The following is an 18858-nucleotide window of genomic DNA, read 5'->3' as shown; positions in this document are numbered from 1 at the left end:
TGCCGGCTCCTAGCCGGCCTCCCACTAACCAATGTAGAGGGTGAGGTGATGGTGTGAACTACATTAGAGAGCTGAACGCCTTTGTAGATTGGCTCGAAACAAACCCATTGGAAGCAACCGCACAAACTTTGTGGTTCCACCTTATGGCGATCGCAAACAAGAGTGGTTGGCCAGAGTGGTTTGCGGTATCCAATCTAACCTTGCAGGCGAAACTCAGCGTTACAGAAAACACCCTGGCGAAGCACCGAAACACCCTCGTTCAGAAGGGGAGGATTGAGTACCGTTCACAGGGGAAACAGAAGGCCGGCAAGTACAGAATCATCCCGTTCTCGGCCCCCAGTCTTACAGCAAAAAATGAGGTAAATCATGAGGTAAACGATGACCATACCTCAAATTTTGCGGCAAACTGTGAGGTACTTCATGAGGTAAACCTTGCGGTAAACCGTGAGGTAAACCATGAGGCTTTATATAAACAAAACAAAACTAAACAAAACGAAACAAATTTCTCTCTTGAAATGCCAGCACGCGAAAATTTTCTCCCGATGATCAATGAGTTGAATATCAAGTGTAGGGGCGTATGGGACATCGATGCGTTGGAATCTTTTCTCGGCATGATGGAGCCAGAGTTAATTCGAGAAGCCCTAAAGCGTTCGGAAAATAAAAGCGTCGCATATGCACTTGAAATTCTGCGGGATTGGAATGCCAAGAAGATACACAACGTCCAGGCACTTCGTGAACATGAGGGGAAGAGGCGTTCTCGATTACGTGGTCATCGTGGAAACGTTGTGCTCATGGACAAGCTACCCGCATCCGTTCAGTGGCAGCAAGAGCAAGAAAGGTCTAGGGCAGCCATGCAGCCAGTACAAGAAACACGAACAGTCGCAGACGACCCGGAATTGGCAGAGATGCTTCGGAACCTGCATCGTTCAAAAAAGGCCGGGGGATAGGCCGACGCGGTGCGACGTATGTGTACATCGAGAACCGAGCAAGGAGGAGTGAGCATGCAAGCACTTCAAAACGTTTTCCGTTTTCAAGATAAGCAGGTACGAGTTGTTCTGCGGGATGGAGAGCCGTGGTTCGTGGCCAAAGATGTTTGCGACATCCTGGAGCACAGCAACGCAAGCAAAGCGGTGAAGGATTTGGTAGACGAGGATGACCTAACTGCTGGTTACCCCATCGTTGACGCTCTTGGAAGAACGCAGCATGTGACTGTAATCAACGAATCCGGCCTGTACTCGTTGATCCTCGGCAGCCGTAAACCAGAGGCCAAAGCATTCAAACGATGGATCACTCATGAAGTCATTCCGTCGATCCGCAAACATGGCGCATACATGACGCCGGAGACCATCGAAAAAACACTGACCGTTCCGGACTTTATCATCGGCCTTGCAACTCGATTGAAAGAGGAGCAAAAGGCACGTATCGCTGCAGAAACAAAGGCGCTCGTCCTCGAACAGCGGGTGGCCGAATACGAGCCGAAGATCACCTATTTGGACCAAATCCTGCAGTCGAAAGATACGGTGACCATTACTCAGATTGCCAAGGACTACGGAATGAGCGGGCAAAAACTGAATCAGATTTTGAACGAGGAAGGCGTGCAATACAAACAAAACGGCCAATGGCTGCTCTATCGAAAGCATCAAGATAAGGGGTATACCAAATCGCACACGGTAGACGTTGTCCATAGTGACGGCAGCCGGACCGTAAAGATGAACACGCGTTGGACGCAGAAAGGACGGCTGTTTATCCACGAGCTTTTGACTAAGCGTGGCATCGTCGCCATGATCGACCGGAAAGACATTGGGGCGTAGCGGAAAGGAGCGTAGACCATGGGCACGATAGTCGAAAAGCAGAGCATCAGCTTTACCGTCTACGGCGAACCTGTCGCCCAGGGAAGGCCGCGGGCATCAACGGCGGGAGGATTCGTTCGCTTGTATGACCCGAAGAAATCACGCGATTACAAAGATTATGTCAGATTGGTCGCAAGCGAGCACGCACCGTCCAAGCTGATTGAAGGGCCGTTGCAGCTCAAGGTCAATGTGTACCGTCCAATCCCCAAATCGTTCAGCAAGAAGAAGGTAACACAGGCAGAGGCCGGGGAGTTGCGGCCAACAACCAAGCCAGATGCGGATAACTACCTCAAAGGCATCAAGGATGCGCTGAAAAACGTGGTATGGAAGGATGACTCCCAGGTCGTCGAGGTGTCAGTCAGCAAATGGTATAGCGAGAGGCCACGGGTAGAAGTCCAGATTCTTGAAATTTAAGCCGGGGAGGAATTCTCGTATGCCTTACATTGATTTCCAGTCTGTTGTCAAGAAAGTGAATCTGAAGCCAGGCGGCAAGAAAGAAATCGTGCTTGAAGTGACAGACAACGGCCTAAACGGAAAGTTGGACATCCTTTCCGAGATGATCGATTGCAAAGTAGACGTATCGATGGAATCCCTGATCGTCAACTACAACATCACGATCAACGCAAAAACGAATGAGCCCCTCACCACATACAAGGTTGACGATAAAGGCGTTGTGTCCGAAGTGAAGCCCACCGGAGAACAACTTGAGGCAGACCTTGGACTTCCGCCTGAGAAAGTGCCAACCAAGGAACAAACAGAAAAGGCTGAATTACAAGTGATCGATGAGTTTATTCTCAGTGGACTGTCTCCCAGTTTTGAAGACTTACCTTATGACTTCTACTCCATCATCAAGCGTAAACATGAGGGCGAAACCTACATGAAGCTGGCGAGCGAGCTGGGGATTTCTAGCGGCAAGATCGTGGATTTGGTCGATGAGTACCGGAAGCGCGTTGCGCCACTGGCAAAGAAGTGGGACGAGTGGAGACAAGGGAAGGAAAAGGCGGAACCGGAAAAAGGAACGGCCAAGGGCGAAAACGACAACACGATTGCGGCCGGCGAGGACATCGAGGAAAACCGTGATTCAGTCCAAGACCAAGAAGATGACTTCCAAGGAGAAGGAGAATCCGGGGATGCAGAAAAAACTGCAGCTTCGGTAGACAAGGATGCACTGGAGGCATTCATTCTGAGCGGACAAGCCCCCACGTTTGAAGACATCCCCTATGACTTCCCGACCTTGTTGGCCCGCCGCAAGAATGGCGAGTCGTGGTTACAAATTGCTACTTCCATCAGCACATCGTCTTCCAAGTTGCAAACGGCATGGAGCAAGTACAAAAAACTCGTTGCTGAGCATCTGAAAAAGACCAACGGAAATGAGGAGCAAGGGGCAGCGTAAAGCTGCTCCTCTCCTGAAAGATGGGGCCATGATGACAGTAATGCCCAAAGAGGAGCTCTGGCAGCTCAACTACAGCATCCGATTTCATGAGATTCTCTTGGAACAGGAGAAAGACTTTCTCCATCAGGTGCAGGAGCAGTTGAAACAGCACCACCAAGAATTGAATTGCCGAAAGAAGGCCGACCGGGCACGCCGATACATCGACTATCTGGCCAGAGAGATCCCGGAGATTGAGGAAACGATAGCTATGCTGGAGCAATACATCGAGATGCAGAAACGTCAAGTATATGGTCACTCCACCTCAGAGGCAGAGATGAAGTCCAATACGACGAACCATCAACTCACAATCGACGATCTGATTGGTCAAGCGTAAATCGGGCATGGAACGGGAGGAAGTAAAGCTACTGAGGATACAGCCGGCCTGCCTGACCGAACAACTCAAAAACGTGGCGGAACTGCCGGATGGGGAGGTTGGGAAAAACGAAGGCTACTTCGCCAGGATTCAACTCCAGACGGTCATCCTGCTCGATCGCAAATGGGATGTCCAGCGCGGCCAAAGTTTCGCGCAGGTAGCTGACCTCCCCCCAGGGGACCGCGTAATAGAACGACTTTTCCATACGATCACGCTCCTATGAGCGGAGCATACCACAGAAGGATTCAGCGGCCAAACACAATCTCAAATATGTGAAATGGACGGTGAGAGAAGATGGGTACGGCGATTGAATGGACGGACACAGTTTGGAACCCAGTCACAGGCTGCAACAAGGTGTCAGAGGGATGCCGCAACTGCTACGCTTTCGCTCTTCATGACATGCGGCACAAGTCGTTCACGGAAGGAAAAAAGCTGCCGCGCCAGTACGCGAAACCTTTCAGCGAGATTCAGCTTTTCCCTGAACGACTGGAACAGCCGTTGAAATGGCGAAAGCCGCGGCGGATATTCGTGAACAGCATGAGTGACTTGTTTCATGAGGATGTGCCCGAAGGCTTCATTGGTTCCGTTTGGGATGTGATGGCGCGGACTCCCCGGCACACATATCAGATTCTTACCAAACGCCCAGAGCGGATGCAGGAGCTGTTATCCAAATGGGCGGATGACGGATGGTACTGGAGGCGAGAATACGGAATGTGGTGTGGGCCGTTAACCGGTCCCCTCCCTAATGTCTGGCTCGGTGTTTCAGTCGAGAACCAGAAGGCAGCAGATGAGCGAATCCCATTGCTTCTGCAGACGCCTGCAGCTGTCCGGTTCCTGAGTTGTGAGCCGTTGCTTGGTCCTGTTGATCTTGAATTCACTGCGCAGTTCGAGCATCCAGACAATGAGGGATACGGTGTAACAGCCATAAAGGGCATTGACTGGGTGATTGTTGGAGGAGAGTCTGGGCCGAATGCCAGACCGATGCATCCAGAATGGGTACGTGGGTTGCGGGACCAGTGCGAGGACTACGGAGTTCCATTCTTCTTCAAACAGTGGGGCGAGTGGATGAAAGTTCCCCCTTCACGTAAACCTTGGGAATATGGATCGCCTGAAGAAAAGGTATCTTTTGTGGGTGATGCGAGATTTTATCGGATCGGTAAAAAGAAAGCCGGTCGCCTACTGGATGGCCGGGAGTGGAACGAGATTCCGACCGTGCCTCCAACATCCGCGAACTAAGCAACGGAAGGCTTTGGGCAGACAAGGAGGGAGAACTGAATGCAGATCATCAAACTGGAGCGCCATGAGCAGTTTGAACAACTTAAAAAAGGTGACCTTGTGGTTGTTGAATGGAAACCAAGTTCACTGGAATACAAAAACGGTCGTCCGATTACAACAAACCGCATCTGGGGAGTGAACGAACTTAACGAGCTGATTCTGAACCGAAGAACAAACTCATATTTCAGCATCGACATGTATCTGGAAGGGACATCTCAGGCGCGAGAGGCGTACCTGTTAACACAATAGTTAGGGAGGAAAGAACGATGAAATTCTTTGAAACTCACGATCCATATTACGCATTGATTAAAGCGGAGAACCAAGCAGAGGCGATCAAGATTTACACGGAATACGTGGCAGATGATGACGGCACCTTGAATGAAGAAATCAGAGAAGTTGATCGGGATTACGCCCTTGTCCGTTTTGCCAGAAGCAAATCTGAGGACGGAGATTTTGAGTCAGTCCCTTATGCTCTGGAGAAGTTCCGCAGAGAGAAAAGCGAAGTGCTGCTGATTGACTCTGGCCTGTTGTAGGGGCAAGTAGGGAGCAGCCCTGCAAGGCTGCTCCTGGTTTCCAAAAATTCAGGGGGCAAGACTGATATGAGACTGACCGAAAAGCAAAAGGCCGTGCTGCTGGCATTGACCAATGAGTGGCAGACGCCGACGCAGATCGCAAAAAAGTTACCGGGAAAAAATGAGGAATGGGCTGCGATGTATGGTTCCTCATATGTCAACCAGCCTCTCAAGGCCTTGATACGCGAGGGATTGGTCATAAAGAAACCTGATTCGCGAGGTCAGTACCGTCTGACTCCGGGAGGGGCTGCGATCAAGGACAACGTAGTACACGAAACACAACGGTAATTGTAGAAAGGATGATTCCTCAATGAGATCAAGAGATAGCGATATAACACAACATTACGTGTGATGAGGAGGAACCGGAGTGATAGAACGGATTCGTCAGTATATTTGGAAGCGTCGGAGGGCTAGGGCATTGCGTAACATCCGCGAAGCGTTCGCCTATTGGGGACTCATTGTGGATTTAACTGATGAGCAATTGGAGCAGCGGATTTACGATACGGCACACTTGTTCAGGAGCGTTGGCTTCACCGTTAAAGAGGCGGCAGAGGCATTAAGGATTCGGGAGTAAAGGGAGGAGAAAGCATGCACTACAAAACAGAATTCACGCACGGCAAAACGACCTACCACCTGGACTACGGCGTCGGGGACACGGCGGCTGGTGTAGGAGGAATGACCGTCATGGACCACAAATACCTGACGTCGGAGGAAATCGCGGCGATACGAGAGTTTTATCAAACACTTCCGATTGACTTAGACAGTAGCGTACTGGCAGTCAGGGGAGATTTCCTCCGGCTGATTGATGACTGGCAAGCGCTCATGAAGGAAAACCATCGGCTGCGGGAGGAGCTGGAGCAGGCACAGGCTGAAATGACCGTCTGGAAAGGTTGGCGTGATAAGCTGCAAGCCAGAACCATCGAACTGTACGAACGCGAGAAAAAACTGGTCGAGGCGTTGCGGTGGTATGCAGACCAGCATAACTACAGCATCCCACATCTCGGCTGCGCACCTGGAGTCATGTCTGATCGCGGGCAACGAGCACAGGATACATTGAAAGAGTTGGGGTTGGATGGATAGTATGTCGGGCGTTTGCTACTACTGCGAATCGAAACCAGCTGTTTATCGGAGACACGGCAAGCCGTCCTGCAGTGAATGTCACAGAGCGGAAATCAGAGCAATCGTGCCTCCTGGAGAACTGAGCGAGGAAGAAGAGGCTTTAAGATTGAAATTAATGCTCTCGACATTTAGGCGTGCGTTTGAAGAAGAGTGAACAAAAACAAAAGCCCCCTGCCGGGAGCCCAAGATTAACTTCGCCAAAAAAATTATACCACGGGCAATCCGCGAGGGGGAACGGAAGATGAGCACAAGAGCCAAGGAACTGAAAATCGATATACAGACAATGACGATCACGGTCCCAGTGGGAAATAATCTGGTCATGGTCCTAGTGGACCCCAAACAAGGAAAAGCCAAATTGGTCCCATTGGTAGAGCATGGCGAAACCGTGGTAAAATCAAGTCAGGGAAAGATTGCTAAGGTAGATTATCGAGAGAGCGAATTATTTTAATACTTGCCTGATACCGAGATACGGGAGGGCGTCAGAACGAACATCCAATATGGGTGTGTTCTGGCGTCCTCTTTTATTTTGCCGGAAAGGAGGACAAGCCGTGGCGAAGATTCGTGACATTCTGGAGTACAAGCGTAGGAAAGAGAAAGAGCCGATCAGTTTCGCAGAGTATCAGGAGCGTGCAAAGAAACGGATGCGGGAATACCAGCAGCGGGCACGGGGAAAGCCGGCAGATGTGCTGACGTTCGATGAGGTTCGACGCCTAATGGGGGACGTCGGGCCGCGACGGTTCCTCAAAGATCGGGGGAACAGACGCAAATAGACGCAGTGGGGAGGGGTTCTCATGCAGGATTTGCTGAAGGAGTATAAAGAGACGCGCAGACAGTTAAAATGGGCATACGAGGCCCGCAGAGAAAGTGAGAAGGTACTGGATAACCAGGCGATTACTGAGAGACAGCTCCTGTCGGAGATGATCGGCGACGTGGAGTATGTGATCGAGTGGCTGGAGACCGGCCGGCGTCCGGGGAACCGTCGGGGGATTGAGCGGCAGGCGGCGTATCAGCGGGAACGGCTTATGGACCCGGTTAGGATGCAGGCGTTCGCCGCTCGTAGCACGGCGGGCAGTCCAGCGAACTTGACGGAATGGCAACTGCATCAGATTGAGGACGCGCTGTGCGTACTGAGCGAGAGGGAACGCGAGTGCTATGTGCTTTCGCATGGAGAATGCTTCACTCATTCACAGATTGCGGATATGCTCGGCATTACAAAGAGCAGCGTGGACACTCACATCAAGCGCGCGCAACAAAAAATATCGGAACGAGTGATGAGCAGCCTCTTCCTTGTTGGATGAGGCTGTTTTTTGTCGTGCGAATGCCACTTATAAGTGAAAGGAGCTTTTCTTTCACGAGAACCCCTTCAGTTTACCGCCTCATAGACGGGGCGGTGCATCCTTTCTTAGGTCTAAACGGATGAACGGCGCCCATACTGTTATAAAGAGGTGATCTCGGATGTGTTTGCAGGGAGTCTACAAGTGGGTGAATGTTATCAACGAACAGCAAAACCAGCGGGTAAAAGTGGATGCCTGCATCGCGGACGAGATCCAAGACTTGAACGATCAGGGTATTATAACTCTGGGGTGCTGTTGCGGCCATGGACGAGCTGGAGAGGTGATCGAGTGGGAGAATGCGTTTGGTCGTTGGAAAGGATATGCTGACCCGCCCAGCGTATTAATCCAGGAGGAAAGTGTGGAGGAGGCACGACGACTCGGGTACCGGCCATACCCATACTATTATGCTGATGGGAATCATAATGGTGTATGGCGAATGCAACTCAAAACCGGATGCTTAACAATGGAGGAAGTCAAGAGTTGGCACAAAAAGGAAGGAATCCCCTTCCAAAAAAATTTAGGGATTGTGGAATAGGGAGAGAGGATTCTCTCCCCCCGTCAGGCCTTTAGCCAGTATGCTGTGTCCGGTAGCACCAGTAACAACCGTTATAACCATCTCGGATTAATTGCGCTACACGACCATCGCTATCAGTATCTTCACGATGAGAAGATGAAATCTCAGGAATCTGACAATTGTTGGTTGTGTACGCTGTACGATGAATCTCTTTGGTGTTGTGGTTAATCACATATTTAGCCATTATTTCACCTCCCTCCTACTTCGAAATTAAACAAAATAGCTGTTTATTCCTACTATTTGTCGGAAAATGTCGGACGAAAGTCGTAGGATAATGGTCTCTGGTGGCGAATTGTGGTGGGGGGAGGCGATTTAATACCATGAAGTTTACTATTGATTTCGTGAGAAGACTTAGTTCTGAGAAGAGGCTAAAGGTCGACAATTGCTTTAAAACTATTAACGAGGAACGAAAAGTTTACGAAGATGACATGATATTTAAAAGTTATGAAGATGCCGAGTATTGGTTTTATGATAACTTAACTGCAGATATAGACGGTCAAGAATATCAGACAAAGCCAAAAATGTCCCGTCTCGGGTCGCCTATTTTCGTAATAAGACCTCACAGGATTTCTAAACCAAAGAAACACTTGATTACAAAGGAGGAGCTAAGAGAAGTTTTAATTAATGGGGATAACGAGGTTTATAATATGTTAGTGGTAGATTACGATGGATATCCTAAGTTGATTCAGAAACCTTCTTCAGCCTATGCTGTTAGACTAGAAGGGTATGCGGCCGGGAATAATTACGTTGGCAGACAAAGTAAGCTTTATCACTTAGATGAGACATATAGGATATTACTAGAAGCTTGGTTACTTCATTTGACTAGCGGTCAGTCTATTTACAAAGATTATTTATCAGGCGAACTTCAAGAAGAAGAACTTATAGAGAAGATCCATGAAGCAATCGAAAAATATGTTTAACTTTTACAGGCACCCACGCGGTGCTTTTTTTATGGAGGTGGGTGACGTGTAGTGCGCCAATTCGTCGACCCGGACACGGGGGAGGTATTCTACGAGGAGCAAATTCTCCGGCGCCCGGACGAGATCGTTAAGGTCTTTCGGCCGGCAGGCCGCAGCGCAAAATTCGTGAAGATCAAAGCCAGCCAGAAGGCGAAGAGACGGCTCAGAAAGCTGTCACTCGCCGAGGCTGGTTTTTTGTTGAAAATCGCGCCATATGCCAGTGAGGGAACCAATCTCTTGCTGGGGGACAACGAGCGCGGACAGCAAGGTGTGCCGCTCACGATTAAGGAGCTGGCCCGGATCGCTGACTGTTCATATACCCAGGCGCGGAAGATCGTCAGGACATTCATCGAGCAGCGAATTCTACGGCGGACCGTCATTGCCGGCAGGACGGCGTTGGCCATCAACCCACTGTATTCGCTAAACGGGAAGGCCGCGGAGACCAGCCTGCTGCAGTTGTTCAGGCAGGAGATCACAGAAGCCGACGAAGACCCGAATTCTGATTAGGGGGTTGCCAGAAGCCAAGAGGCCGCGAAACCTTGTGGCTCTAAGGCTCAACCCCGTTTTTGGCAGTGACACGAAACGTATACTTTTTGGGGGAAAAAGTGATACGCTCGTAGCGCTCAAAAACTGGCCTTCAAGCCTTGCAGGGCAAGGGGTTCAGCCGTTTTAGGGCTGGCAATATTCTTTATTCTTATATCTATCGCCACGGAGGGGAGGAAACAGCATGAATATACGAAAAATCCCAGTTTCGATGATCAACCCGGCGCCGTACAATCCACGGATTGACCTGCAGCCGGGAGATCACGAGTACGAAAAGCTGAAACGGTCCATCGAGGAGTTTGGTTACGTCGAACCACTCGTATGGAACGAACGGACCGGGAACCTTGTTGGTGGTCATCAGCGGTACAAAATCCTCGTCAATGAGCAGGGGGCCACAGAAGTAGAGGTTTCGGTAGTTGACCTGGACGAAACCAGGGAGAAGGCTCTCAATCTCGCGTTGAACAAGATTGATGGTGATTGGGATCTACCTAAGCTGCGCGATCTGATGAGCGAATTGAAAGAGTGCGATTTCGATCTGTCGCTTACCGGTTTTGATTCGGCTGACCTGGACGAATTGTTCCAGGAGGTTCCGTTTTCTTTTGAGCCAGAGAACATCGAGGTTGAGGAAGACGACTTCGACGTAGAAGATGAGCTGGCCATGATCGAGGAACCGGTGACCAAACCTGGTGACCTATGGTCCATGGGGAGGCATCGGTTGCTTTGCGGCGACTCTTCCAACCTGGCGGATGTAGAACGACTGATGGGTGGTCATCGCGTCGACCTGGTGTTCACGGATCCGCCGTACAACGTCGACTATACCGGGAAAACGAAGGACGCGCTCAAGATCGAGAACGACAAAATGGACGATGGCCGGTTCAAAGAGTTTCTGCTGGACGTTTATCGCAACCTCTTCCATGTATCGAAGGAAGGGGCGGCTATTTACGTTTGTCATGCAGATTCCGAGGGCATCAACTTCCGTTCGGCCATGGTGGAGGCCGGATGGTTGCTCAAGCAGTGCTTGATCTGGGTGAAAAACACCTTTGTGCTTGGTCGGCAGGATTACCACTGGCGGCATGAGCCAATTCTCTACGGCTGGAAGCCGGGCGCGGCGCACAACTGGTACGCTGACCGGAAGCAAGACACCGTGTGGGAAGTCGATAAGCCGGTCAGAAATGCTGACCATCCGACGATGAAACCGATTGCTCTGGTGTCCAAAGCCCTGCAGAACAGCAGCAAGCGCGGCGATCTCGTCCTCGATCTGTTTGGTGGTTCCGGATCCACGCTTATCGCTGCCGAGAAGACTGGACGAACCGCCTACCTTATGGAGCTTGATCCCAAATACTGTGATGTCATCGTGAAGCGTTGGGAACAACTCACTGGTCAGACAGCGATCAAGGCATAAGAAAAGGAGAGTGCGATAACACTCTCCTATCTGCGCCGGGTCACCCCAGCAGAGATAGTGGAACACCGTGGCCACGGAAGCTTCAAGCCACTATCTCATTTCCATATTAACGGAAAGCTGTGGTGGCATTCAATGAAAAAGATTGCTTTGCTATCCGACTTTGTAGAGAGCAACCAGAAATATCGAAAGGTAATCAAGGCTGTCATCACACAATGGGTGAAAGATTACCAGGATGGCAAAATTGCGGTTACGTCCGTCAAGGACTTGCAGTGGCTACTAAAGATGGAGCAAGAGCTACAAAAAACTCTCTTGGATAATACAAACGAAATGTCGCAGATGACCATGGAGGACCTGGAGACCTGACAACCTGACAACGGGTCCTTCCAGAAGTCCAAAAAGCCTGCGGGTGCGCGTGACCCCGCGAATCGTCTAGGTGTGAAGTTTTTTCATCGGCATTTTCTTTCCTCTTGGGTGGTGCTATGAAAGCAAAAACTGACATCTCTGATTTGATCGTCAACACTGATGCCATGGCTACTTTGTTGGGGTTCACCAGGCAGCGGATCAATCAGCTTGCTAAAGAGGGGATTTTGGAAAAGCAGGCTGCTGGTCGCTTCCCACTAATGAAAAACGTTCAGCGTTACATCGAGTATCTGCGGACAGGGGTTAAAGATAAAGGGGATAGCGACGACGAGGCGCAGGCAAAATACTGGGAAGAAAAGGCGCTGCACGAAAAAGCGAAGCGAGAGACAGCGGAGATCAAGCTGGCCAAACTGAAAAACCAGGTGCATGACGCAGCGGATGTCGAGCTGGTTTTGACAAACATGCTTGTCACCTTCCGCAGCCGGATCATGTCCATACCTGAAAAAGTCGCTCCCAAAGTCCTCGGCATGAAAAACCTGTCGGAGATCAGCGAAGTCATCAACGCAGAAGTGTTGGAGGCACTCGCAGAGTTGAGCGAGTACGATCCGGGGATGTTTTCAGGGGTGGGTGAAGATGAAGAAGAAGACGATCAATCTGTTCCGCAAGATCGTGAAGTCGGTGGCTCCTCCTCCGAGATTGACGATCAGTGAGTGGGCGGATCGCAACCGAAAGCTTTCCAGGGAGACGGCAGCGAACCCTGGCCAATGGAGAACCGCGCCCTATCAGCGCGAAATCATGGATTGCGTTACAGACCCGCGCATCGAGAAAGTAGTCGTCATGTCGTCCTCGCAGGTGGGAAAGTCTGAAATCATCAATAACGTGATTGGCTACTACATCGACGTCGATCCAGGCCCCATGCTGATGGTGCAGCCGCGAATCGAAGATGCCGAGGACTATTCCAAACGCAGGATCGCTCCGATGATTCGCGATACGGAAGTGCTTGCTGAGAAGGTAGCCGACTCCAAGACAAGGGACGTCAATAACACGATCCTGATGAAAGTTTTTCCCGGCGGGTTCCTGGCCATGGGCGGCGCAAACAGTCCGGCAGGTTTGGCCAGCCGTCCGATTCGCATCTTATTGTGCGACGAGGTGGACCGTTTCCCAGACAGCGCGGGGAGTGAAGGCGACCCGATCAAGCTGGCAGAAAAGCGGACGATTACGTTCTGGAACCGCAAAATGATCTTTGTTTCCACGCCAACGATCAAAGGTGTATCGCGGATCGAACAAGAGTATGAGCTGGGGACACAAGAAAAGTGGTGTGTGGAGTGCCCGAACTGCGGCAATTATCACACGATTGTACTGCGCGACATACGGTTTGAGCACGAGGTGCATGAAGCGGGTAACCGCAAAATCTACCAGGTTGATGATGTTTTTTGGCGCTGCCCAACCTGTTTGGAGCAATTTGACGAGCATACCATGAAGCGTCAGCCCGCGAAATGGATCGCTGAGAATCCGATCGCGATCAATAACGGAGTCCGCAGCTTTTGGCTCAACACTTTTGTCGCTCAGTGGGTGTCGTGGAAAAAGATCGTCAAGGAATTTTTGGAGTCGAAAGACGATCCAGAAAAGCTGAAGGTGTTTTACAACACAACCCTGGGCGAGTCGTGGGAAGATCGCGGGGAACAAATGGAGGAGGACACGCTGCTGAATCGGCGCGAATCGTTTCCAGCGGACCTCCCGGATGGCGTATTGCTTCTCACAGCGGGTGTCGATACGCAAGACGACCGGTTGGAGTATGAGATTGTCGGCTGGGGGCATGGCCATGAAAGCTGGGGCATTGAGTACGGCGTCATCATCGGAAGGCCCGACAATCCGCAAACGTTGCAGCAGTTGGATGACGTACTGAACCGCGTGTATCGGTTTGCGGACGGCAAGGGGCTTAAAGTGGCCTGCACATGTATTGACTCCGGTGGTCACTTCACGTCCGAGATATACAAGTACACCAAGCGCAATGAGCATCGTCGGATATTGGCGGTAAAAGGCCAGGGCGGTCCTGGAATCCCCCTGATCCATAAGCTGACGCGAAAAAACAAAGAAAATGCCCTACTGGTCATTCTTGGCGTTGATGATGGAAAAAGCCAAATATATTCCTCGCTGCGTGTGGAGGAACCTGGACCGAAATATTGCCACTTCCCCCTGGATCGCGGGTATGATCGGTTTTACTTTCAGGGGCTTTTATCTGAAAAACTTGTCCCGCGCAAGAAAAACGGCGTAACCCGGTATGTTTGGGAAAAGATTTCATCCAGTGCACGCAACGAGGCGCTGGACGTTCGGAACTATGCACTTGCAGCGAGAGAAATCCTGAACCCCAACTACGACGCGCTAGAGCGTCGGCTCAAAGGCATATCTCAGCCGATTGCTGCGCCGAAAAAACAGGCAGATTCCAAGCGGAAGTTTGTAAAAAAATCAAACATTTGGTAGGTGAAGTCCATGAACCGGGGGCGTATACAAGCACGACTCGATGAAGTGAAGCGCCGGCTTGAGATGTATTACAAGGCGGAAGCGGCCATTTTGGAGGGAGCCCAATCTTACCAGATGGGCAGCCGCCAGTTGTCACGCGCTGCCTTGCCGTCCGTCCAAGCCGAGATTCGGGAGCTGGAAAAACGAAAACAGGAGCTGGAGACCGCACTCGCAACAGGGACAGAAAAGCGAAAGTCATATCGGATTCTTTATCGTGATCTGTGAAAAGGGGGGATGTAGCTTGTGAACTTCATCGACAAAACCATTGCCTGGCTTTCTCCGGAAAGAGCCTTGCGGCGTGAGTATGCGCGTGCAAGGCTTTCATTATGGCGGCAGTTCACAAACAGCGGGTACTCCCACAGCGGGGCCAGCCGGAAAAAGAAGTCCATGCAAGGATGGGACAGCACCAGTCGCAGCCCGCAAGAGGACATCGGGAACAACCTCAGCCTGCTGCGACAGCGCAGCCGTGACCTTTATATGGGCGGAGGCATTGCGACCAGCGCGATCCACAAAAACAAGTCGAACGTATTGGGCTCCGGTCTGGAGCTGAAATGCCAGCTGAATTTCCGCATGCTCGGGTTATCGCCGGAGCAAGCGAAGGAATGGGAGGATCGAACGGAGTTTGAGTTCAAACTCTGGGCAGAGTCCAAGGTGGACAGCACCGGCCTCAACGACTTTTATGACGCCCAGCGCATCATGTTACAGGGCTGGCTCCTGAACGGTGACGCTTTGGCGGTCGTGAAGTATGCGGATCGGCCCGAGGGCATGAATCCGTACCGGCTTCGTCTGCACTTGGTCGAAGCAGACCGGTTGTGTAACCCGTCAAGATCATCCTATGGGTTCACTTTCATGGATGGGTACGTAGGGAATGAGTATGCAGAGCTGTCAAACGGGGGCAAGCTCCACAATGGCGTGGAAACGGACGCAAACGGCAAGGTTGTTGCCTACTGGTTCAGCAACAAGCATCCCAACAGCCTGCTGCCGACGCGCGAGACGTTGAAATGGGCCAGAGTTGAAGCAACCAACCCGATAACCGGCCTTCCGAACGTCTTGTTTGTGGTGGACCCGGAACGCGCCGAACAGTATCGCGGCGTGCCGTATTTGGCGCCTGTCATCGAGCAGCTGAAACAGATGAGCCGATATACGGAAGCAGAGATTGCAGCGGCGATCATCAACAGCTTTTTCACAGCGTTCATCACGACGCAGGGCCAAACAAACGAGATTCCGTTTGGTGACTCGATCCCAGAGGAGGATCAGGTCAAGAACCTGTCGATCGAGGAGCGGTTGGCAAGTTATGAGTTGGGCCCGGGCACGATCAATGTTCTTGGCGCGGGCGAAAGCGTCACATTCGGTGACCCCAAGCATCCGGTAGCCGGCTTCGAGGCGTTCATGAAAGCCATGGCACAACTGGTTGGGGCGGCTCTTGACATGCCGTATGAAATGCTGCTGGGCGTCTTCAACAGCAGCTATAGCGCCAGCCGGGCAGCACTGTTGCAAGCGTGGAGACCGTTCCGTGACCGGCGCGATTGGTTTGCTCATGACTTTTGCCAGCCTATCTATGAAACCTGGTTGTTTGAAGCGGTGGCAACTGGCCGCATACAGGCGCCCGGCTTCTTTACAGACCCCGTGCGCCGGAAGCTATGGAGCCAAGCGCTTTGGATCGGGCCCAGTCCTGGACAGATTGATCCGGTGAAAGAGGTTCAGGCTGCAGCGCTTCGCATTCAACATCGGTTCAGCACGCACGAAAGAGAGTCCATGGAGTTGACGGGGATGGACTATGACAACAACGTTGAGATATTGCGGCGTGAATATCTAGCAGCTGAAGGGTTGCCAGATGTTCCGCCTATCACCATTTCCAGCGAAGGAGGTGAGAAGCAAAATGCCGAGCAAGATCGAGATTAGGGGAGTCATCATCCCGAACGACTATCAATGGATCTACGACTGGTTCGAGATTGAAGCGACAAGCCCCGGCAAAGTGAACCAACTAATCCAGGAAGCCAATGGAGATGACCTGGAAGTCATCATCAATTCCGGTGGGGGTGACGTGTTTTCCGGCTCCGAAATCTATACCGCACTGAAGGACTATCCCGGCAATGTCACGGTGAAAATCATAGGCGTGGCTGCCAGCGCTGCCAGCGTTATCGCAATGGGCGGGAAGAAAGTCATGATGTCTCCCACCGCCCAGCTGATGATCCATAACGCTTCTACCAGCACATGGGGAGACAAGCGCGATCATCGTCATGCTGCTGAGTTTTTGCAGACGATAGACGCGTCCATTGCAAATGCGTACCGTCTGAAGACGGGCATGTCGCAGAACGAACTATTAACGCTGATGAACAAAGAAACCTGGATGAATGCGCAGGACGCGCTGGAAAAAGGGTTCATCGACGAAATCATGTTTGACGACGGGAATCAACTTCGTGCTGTGGCTTCGCTTCAGGCCGAGTTTATCCCACAAAAGGTCATCGAGAAACTCCGGAACGAAATCTTCAGAAAGAAAGGAGAAAACCAAATGGAAAAGCTAACCCAAATGGCAGCACAGGGGACTGCTCCGCAATCCTCTGCGTCCATGAGCACAGAACAGCCCCCACAAGTTATAACGACAGCCTCAACGGCTGCACCTGCACCGCAGGCAGCAATGTCGGCTGATGCGGTGTCGAAGGAACGCGAACGGCTGCGAGCAATCGACGAGATTGCAGCGAACATTGATCCGGCGCTGGTGAATGAAGCCAAATACGGCGCAAACCCGATGACAGCCGAAGAACTTGCTTTCCGGGCGATGAAGGAAGGAAAGCTCATGAACGCGGGTCTGTTTGAAGCGGCTGTTGCGGCAAACAAGAGTGCAGGCACCGACAATGTACAAGCCCAGATGCAGCCGCAAGCTGCTGAAAAGGAGTTTGATCTGAACAATATCAGGGACGTAAACGAAGTATTCCGAAACATTGCTGCCATGTCGTTTGGGCGGCACCAATAGTAGGGAGGGAATGGATGATGCCTGATTTTGGTAGCATAAAATTCGGCACGCTGTTTGCAGGAACGGAGATTCCGGTGCTGACCACATCGGTTACGGTAGCAGCTGGCCAGGGTGTTTTGAAAGCCGGGGCAGTGCTGGGGAAAGTGACGGCTGACGGAACGTACAAGCTGGTAGACAAGGCTGCTACTGATGGAAGCCAAGTAGCATCGGTGGTTCTGGCCGAAGAGGTTGACACCACCGGGGGAGCTGTACCAGCTGTGGCATATACTTCCGGACTGTTTACTTATGATGCGCTGTATGTGGCTGTAGGCGATACCGTGGCTGACCATCAGGACGAACTTCGCAGTGGAAACATTTACTATAAGACCGATTATTAAGGGAGGGCGATGAATCATGAAAATTCCCAAAAGCATGGTGTGCAATCAGATGATTCGACCGCAAAATGCAGCAACTGTAACCGGCGGTGAAATCAATATCTATGAGCCCCAAACGATGCAGCCGGCGATTCAGAAGCGAATGCCGGTCACAACGTTTCTGCGTAACACATTTTTTCCAGGGTTTTCTACATTCCCGACCGAGACCGTCCTGATGGACTTTTACAAGAACCGCCAGAAGATTGCTCCGTTTGTTGCGGAGGGCAGCAAGCCCGTCAATATACGCCGGGATGGATATGAGACGAAAGTGTACAAAGCTCCGTACATTGCTATTTCGGCTCCATATGACACGAAATTGCTGCAAACCCGCCTCCCTGGGGAACAGGTATTTGGCGGCATGACACCGGAAGAACGAGCGCTGGCGCTTATGCAAAGAGATTACCAGGAGCTCGACGACATGATTGTCCGGCGGGAAGAGGCCATGATTGCCGATCTGCTTCAAAACGGGAAAGTGACGATCACGGGATATGTAGACGACAGCGCAACACAGGTCAGAACAGAAACCGTTGACTACAACTTCGACAATGTGATCAACCTGACCGGCGCCAATAAGTGGAGCGATCCAACCTCCGACAAGTACGAGGATTTGTACCAAGCCGTGTCTATGGTGAGAAAGTCCGGCTTTAACCCGACCATTGTGGTCCTGGGAGAAGGGGCCTGGAACAATCTCAGAAAAGATAGCAACTTTATGGACAAGTACATGGATCTCCGATATGCCCAATTCGGCATGATCAATCCGCAATTGAGCCTCCGCAACGGGAACGGCTTTGCCTATATTGGCCGTTTGTCGGAACTGGGCGTGGATCTGTACCAGTATCTCGCCTGGTACTATGACGAAACCACCCAGTCGCTGAAGCCATATATTGAGCCGGACAAGGTGATTGTCGGGGCGACCAATATCGGAGAAATGCTGTACGGAGCCACGACACATATCCCTGAAGACTCGATTGATTTCGTAACGGTGGAGGGGCCGCGCGCTCCGAAAGTGACGGTGAACCGCGAAACCGATACGAAATCGTTGATCGTGAAGTCCCGTCCATTGCCAAAGCCGTATGATGTCGGTGCGTGGGCCGTGATTAACACAGTTGGCACGTAAGGGGGTGTGCATCATGCGGTTTGAAGTAAAAAAAGGGGATC

General features: G+C 51.4%; 28 protein-coding genes. 26 read left to right on the top strand and 2 right to left on the bottom strand.

Annotated elements, in window-relative coordinates; all coding sequences use genetic code 11:
• Positions 1 to 53: 53 nt before the first annotated feature.
• From Q7F15_RS16330 to Q7F15_RS16310, 5 genes are read left to right on the top strand one after another with little or no spacing between them, the layout of a single operon-like run.
• Positions 54 to 947, top strand: a complete 894-nt coding sequence (locus tag Q7F15_RS16330; RefSeq protein ID WP_304414667.1) for a DnaD domain protein — start codon at positions 54 to 56, stop codon at positions 945 to 947.
• A gap of 54 nt (positions 948 to 1001) precedes the next feature.
• Complete coding sequence (locus tag Q7F15_RS16325) at positions 1002 to 1811, top strand: phage antirepressor KilAC domain-containing protein (protein ID WP_304414666.1); 810 nt, start codon at positions 1002 to 1004, stop codon at positions 1809 to 1811.
• Positions 1812 to 1829: 18 nt separating this feature from the next.
• Positions 1830 to 2264: a RusA family crossover junction endodeoxyribonuclease gene (locus Q7F15_RS16320; RefSeq protein ID WP_304414665.1), complete on the top strand. Its 435-nt coding sequence runs from the start codon at positions 1830 to 1832 to the stop codon at positions 2262 to 2264.
• Positions 2265 to 2283: 19 nt separating this feature from the next.
• Positions 2284 to 3243, top strand: coding sequence for a hypothetical protein (locus tag Q7F15_RS16315; protein ID WP_304414664.1), 960 nt, complete (start codon positions 2284 to 2286; stop codon positions 3241 to 3243).
• Between the two features lie 28 nt (positions 3244 to 3271).
• The gene (locus Q7F15_RS16310) at positions 3272 to 3616 is read left to right on the top strand and encodes a hypothetical protein (protein WP_304414663.1); all 345 of its coding nucleotides are present in this window, start codon (positions 3272 to 3274) and stop codon (positions 3614 to 3616) included.
• A 28-nt stretch (positions 3617 to 3644) separates the two neighbouring features.
• On the opposite strand, the gene Q7F15_RS16305 is transcribed toward Q7F15_RS16310, so the two are convergent.
• Positions 3645 to 3860 carry a hypothetical protein gene (locus tag Q7F15_RS16305; RefSeq protein WP_304414662.1) on the bottom strand — a complete coding sequence of 72 codons (216 nt, stop codon included), beginning with the start codon at positions 3858 to 3860 and terminating at the stop codon, positions 3645 to 3647.
• Between the two features lie 89 nt (positions 3861 to 3949).
• On the opposite strand from Q7F15_RS16305, the gene Q7F15_RS16300 reads away from it, so the two are divergent.
• The 10 genes from Q7F15_RS16300 (at position 3950) to Q7F15_RS16255 (ending at position 8490) form a co-directional block, all read left to right on the top strand.
• Positions 3950 to 4891, top strand: a complete 942-nt coding sequence (locus Q7F15_RS16300) for a DUF5131 family protein (RefSeq protein ID WP_304414661.1) — start codon at positions 3950 to 3952, stop codon at positions 4889 to 4891.
• A 39-nt stretch (positions 4892 to 4930) separates the two neighbouring features.
• Positions 4931 to 5179 (top strand): hypothetical protein, encoded by a 249-nt coding sequence (locus Q7F15_RS16295; protein WP_304414660.1) that lies wholly within the window; start codon positions 4931 to 4933, stop codon positions 5177 to 5179.
• Positions 5180 to 5196: 17 nt separating this feature from the next.
• Complete coding sequence (locus Q7F15_RS16290; protein ID WP_304414659.1) at positions 5197 to 5463, top strand: YosH family protein; 267 nt, start codon at positions 5197 to 5199, stop codon at positions 5461 to 5463.
• A gap of 66 nt (positions 5464 to 5529) precedes the next feature.
• Positions 5530 to 5790 (top strand): hypothetical protein, encoded by a 261-nt coding sequence (locus Q7F15_RS16285; RefSeq protein ID WP_304414658.1) that lies wholly within the window; start codon positions 5530 to 5532, stop codon positions 5788 to 5790.
• A 79-nt stretch (positions 5791 to 5869) separates the two neighbouring features.
• Positions 5870 to 6076 carry a hypothetical protein gene (locus Q7F15_RS16280; protein WP_304414657.1) on the top strand — a complete coding sequence of 69 codons (207 nt, stop codon included), beginning with the start codon at positions 5870 to 5872 and terminating at the stop codon, positions 6074 to 6076.
• A gap of 14 nt (positions 6077 to 6090) precedes the next feature.
• Complete coding sequence (locus tag Q7F15_RS16275) at positions 6091 to 6582, top strand: hypothetical protein (RefSeq protein ID WP_304414656.1); 492 nt, start codon at positions 6091 to 6093, stop codon at positions 6580 to 6582.
• Between the two features lie 280 nt (positions 6583 to 6862).
• The gene (locus tag Q7F15_RS16270; protein ID WP_304414655.1) at positions 6863 to 7069 is read left to right on the top strand and encodes an XtrA/YqaO family protein; all 207 of its coding nucleotides are present in this window, start codon (positions 6863 to 6865) and stop codon (positions 7067 to 7069) included.
• 100 nt (positions 7070 to 7169) lie between these two features.
• On the top strand, positions 7170 to 7391 hold the full coding sequence (locus tag Q7F15_RS16265) for a hypothetical protein (protein WP_304414654.1): 222 nt from the start codon (positions 7170 to 7172) through the stop codon (positions 7389 to 7391).
• 21 nt (positions 7392 to 7412) lie between these two features.
• Positions 7413 to 7919, top strand: coding sequence for a sigma-70 family RNA polymerase sigma factor (locus Q7F15_RS16260; RefSeq protein WP_304414653.1), 507 nt, complete (start codon positions 7413 to 7415; stop codon positions 7917 to 7919).
• Between the two features lie 184 nt (positions 7920 to 8103).
• Complete coding sequence (locus tag Q7F15_RS16255) at positions 8104 to 8490, top strand: hypothetical protein (RefSeq protein WP_304414652.1); 387 nt, start codon at positions 8104 to 8106, stop codon at positions 8488 to 8490.
• Between the two features lie 31 nt (positions 8491 to 8521).
• Here the strand turns inward: Q7F15_RS16255 and Q7F15_RS16250 are convergent, their stop codons facing one another.
• Entirely contained in the window at positions 8522 to 8713 is a 192-nt protein-coding gene (locus tag Q7F15_RS16250; RefSeq protein ID WP_304414651.1) for a hypothetical protein, read from the bottom strand.
• Positions 8714 to 8849: 136 nt separating this feature from the next.
• On the opposite strand from Q7F15_RS16250, the gene Q7F15_RS16245 reads away from it, so the two are divergent.
• The 11 genes from Q7F15_RS16245 (at position 8850) to Q7F15_RS16195 (ending at position 18817) form a co-directional block, all read left to right on the top strand.
• Positions 8850 to 9449: a hypothetical protein gene (locus Q7F15_RS16245; protein WP_304414650.1), complete on the top strand. Its 600-nt coding sequence runs from the start codon at positions 8850 to 8852 to the stop codon at positions 9447 to 9449.
• A 51-nt stretch (positions 9450 to 9500) separates the two neighbouring features.
• Positions 9501 to 9995 (top strand): hypothetical protein, encoded by a 495-nt coding sequence (locus Q7F15_RS16240; protein ID WP_304414649.1) that lies wholly within the window; start codon positions 9501 to 9503, stop codon positions 9993 to 9995.
• Between the two features lie 220 nt (positions 9996 to 10215).
• On the top strand, positions 10216 to 11433 hold the full coding sequence (locus tag Q7F15_RS16235; protein ID WP_304414648.1) for a site-specific DNA-methyltransferase: 1218 nt from the start codon (positions 10216 to 10218) through the stop codon (positions 11431 to 11433).
• A gap of 132 nt (positions 11434 to 11565) precedes the next feature.
• Positions 11566 to 11796 (top strand): hypothetical protein, encoded by a 231-nt coding sequence (locus Q7F15_RS16230; protein ID WP_304414647.1) that lies wholly within the window; start codon positions 11566 to 11568, stop codon positions 11794 to 11796.
• Positions 11797 to 11900: 104 nt separating this feature from the next.
• On the top strand, positions 11901 to 12503 hold the full coding sequence (locus Q7F15_RS16225; RefSeq protein WP_304414646.1) for a hypothetical protein: 603 nt from the start codon (positions 11901 to 11903) through the stop codon (positions 12501 to 12503).
• Positions 12427 to 14274: a phage terminase large subunit family protein gene (locus Q7F15_RS16220; protein ID WP_304414645.1), complete on the top strand. Its 1848-nt coding sequence runs from the start codon at positions 12427 to 12429 to the stop codon at positions 14272 to 14274. The genes Q7F15_RS16225 and Q7F15_RS16220 overlap by 77 nt, the downstream gene beginning before the upstream one ends.
• A 9-nt stretch (positions 14275 to 14283) precedes the next feature.
• A complete protein-coding gene (locus Q7F15_RS16215; protein ID WP_304414644.1) occupies positions 14284 to 14538 on the top strand; it encodes a DUF6148 family protein in 255 nt (84 codons plus the stop codon).
• An 18-nt stretch (positions 14539 to 14556) separates the two neighbouring features.
• Positions 14557 to 16215 carry a phage portal protein gene (locus Q7F15_RS16210; RefSeq protein WP_304414643.1) on the top strand — a complete coding sequence of 553 codons (1659 nt, stop codon included), beginning with the start codon at positions 14557 to 14559 and terminating at the stop codon, positions 16213 to 16215.
• Positions 16193 to 17287 carry a head maturation protease, ClpP-related gene (locus tag Q7F15_RS20610; RefSeq protein WP_368509243.1) on the top strand — a complete coding sequence of 365 codons (1095 nt, stop codon included), beginning with the start codon at positions 16193 to 16195 and terminating at the stop codon, positions 17285 to 17287. Before Q7F15_RS16210 ends, Q7F15_RS20610 begins: the two co-directional genes overlap by 23 nt.
• A gap of 14 nt (positions 17288 to 17301) precedes the next feature.
• Positions 17302 to 17664, top strand: coding sequence for a head decoration protein (locus Q7F15_RS16200; protein WP_304414642.1), 363 nt, complete (start codon positions 17302 to 17304; stop codon positions 17662 to 17664).
• Positions 17665 to 17680: 16 nt separating this feature from the next.
• Positions 17681 to 18817, top strand: a complete 1137-nt coding sequence (locus tag Q7F15_RS16195) for a major capsid protein (protein ID WP_304414641.1) — start codon at positions 17681 to 17683, stop codon at positions 18815 to 18817.
• Positions 18818 to 18858 lie beyond the last annotated feature (41 nt).

The sequence above is a fragment of the Brevibacillus aydinogluensis genome, from assembly GCF_961514395.1.
Taxonomy (GTDB): Bacteria; Bacillota; Bacilli; order Brevibacillales; family Brevibacillaceae; genus Brevibacillus; species Brevibacillus aydinogluensis.
The sequence above is the reverse complement of the archived record's forward strand: the minus strand, read 5'-3'. Positions and strand labels throughout refer to the sequence as shown.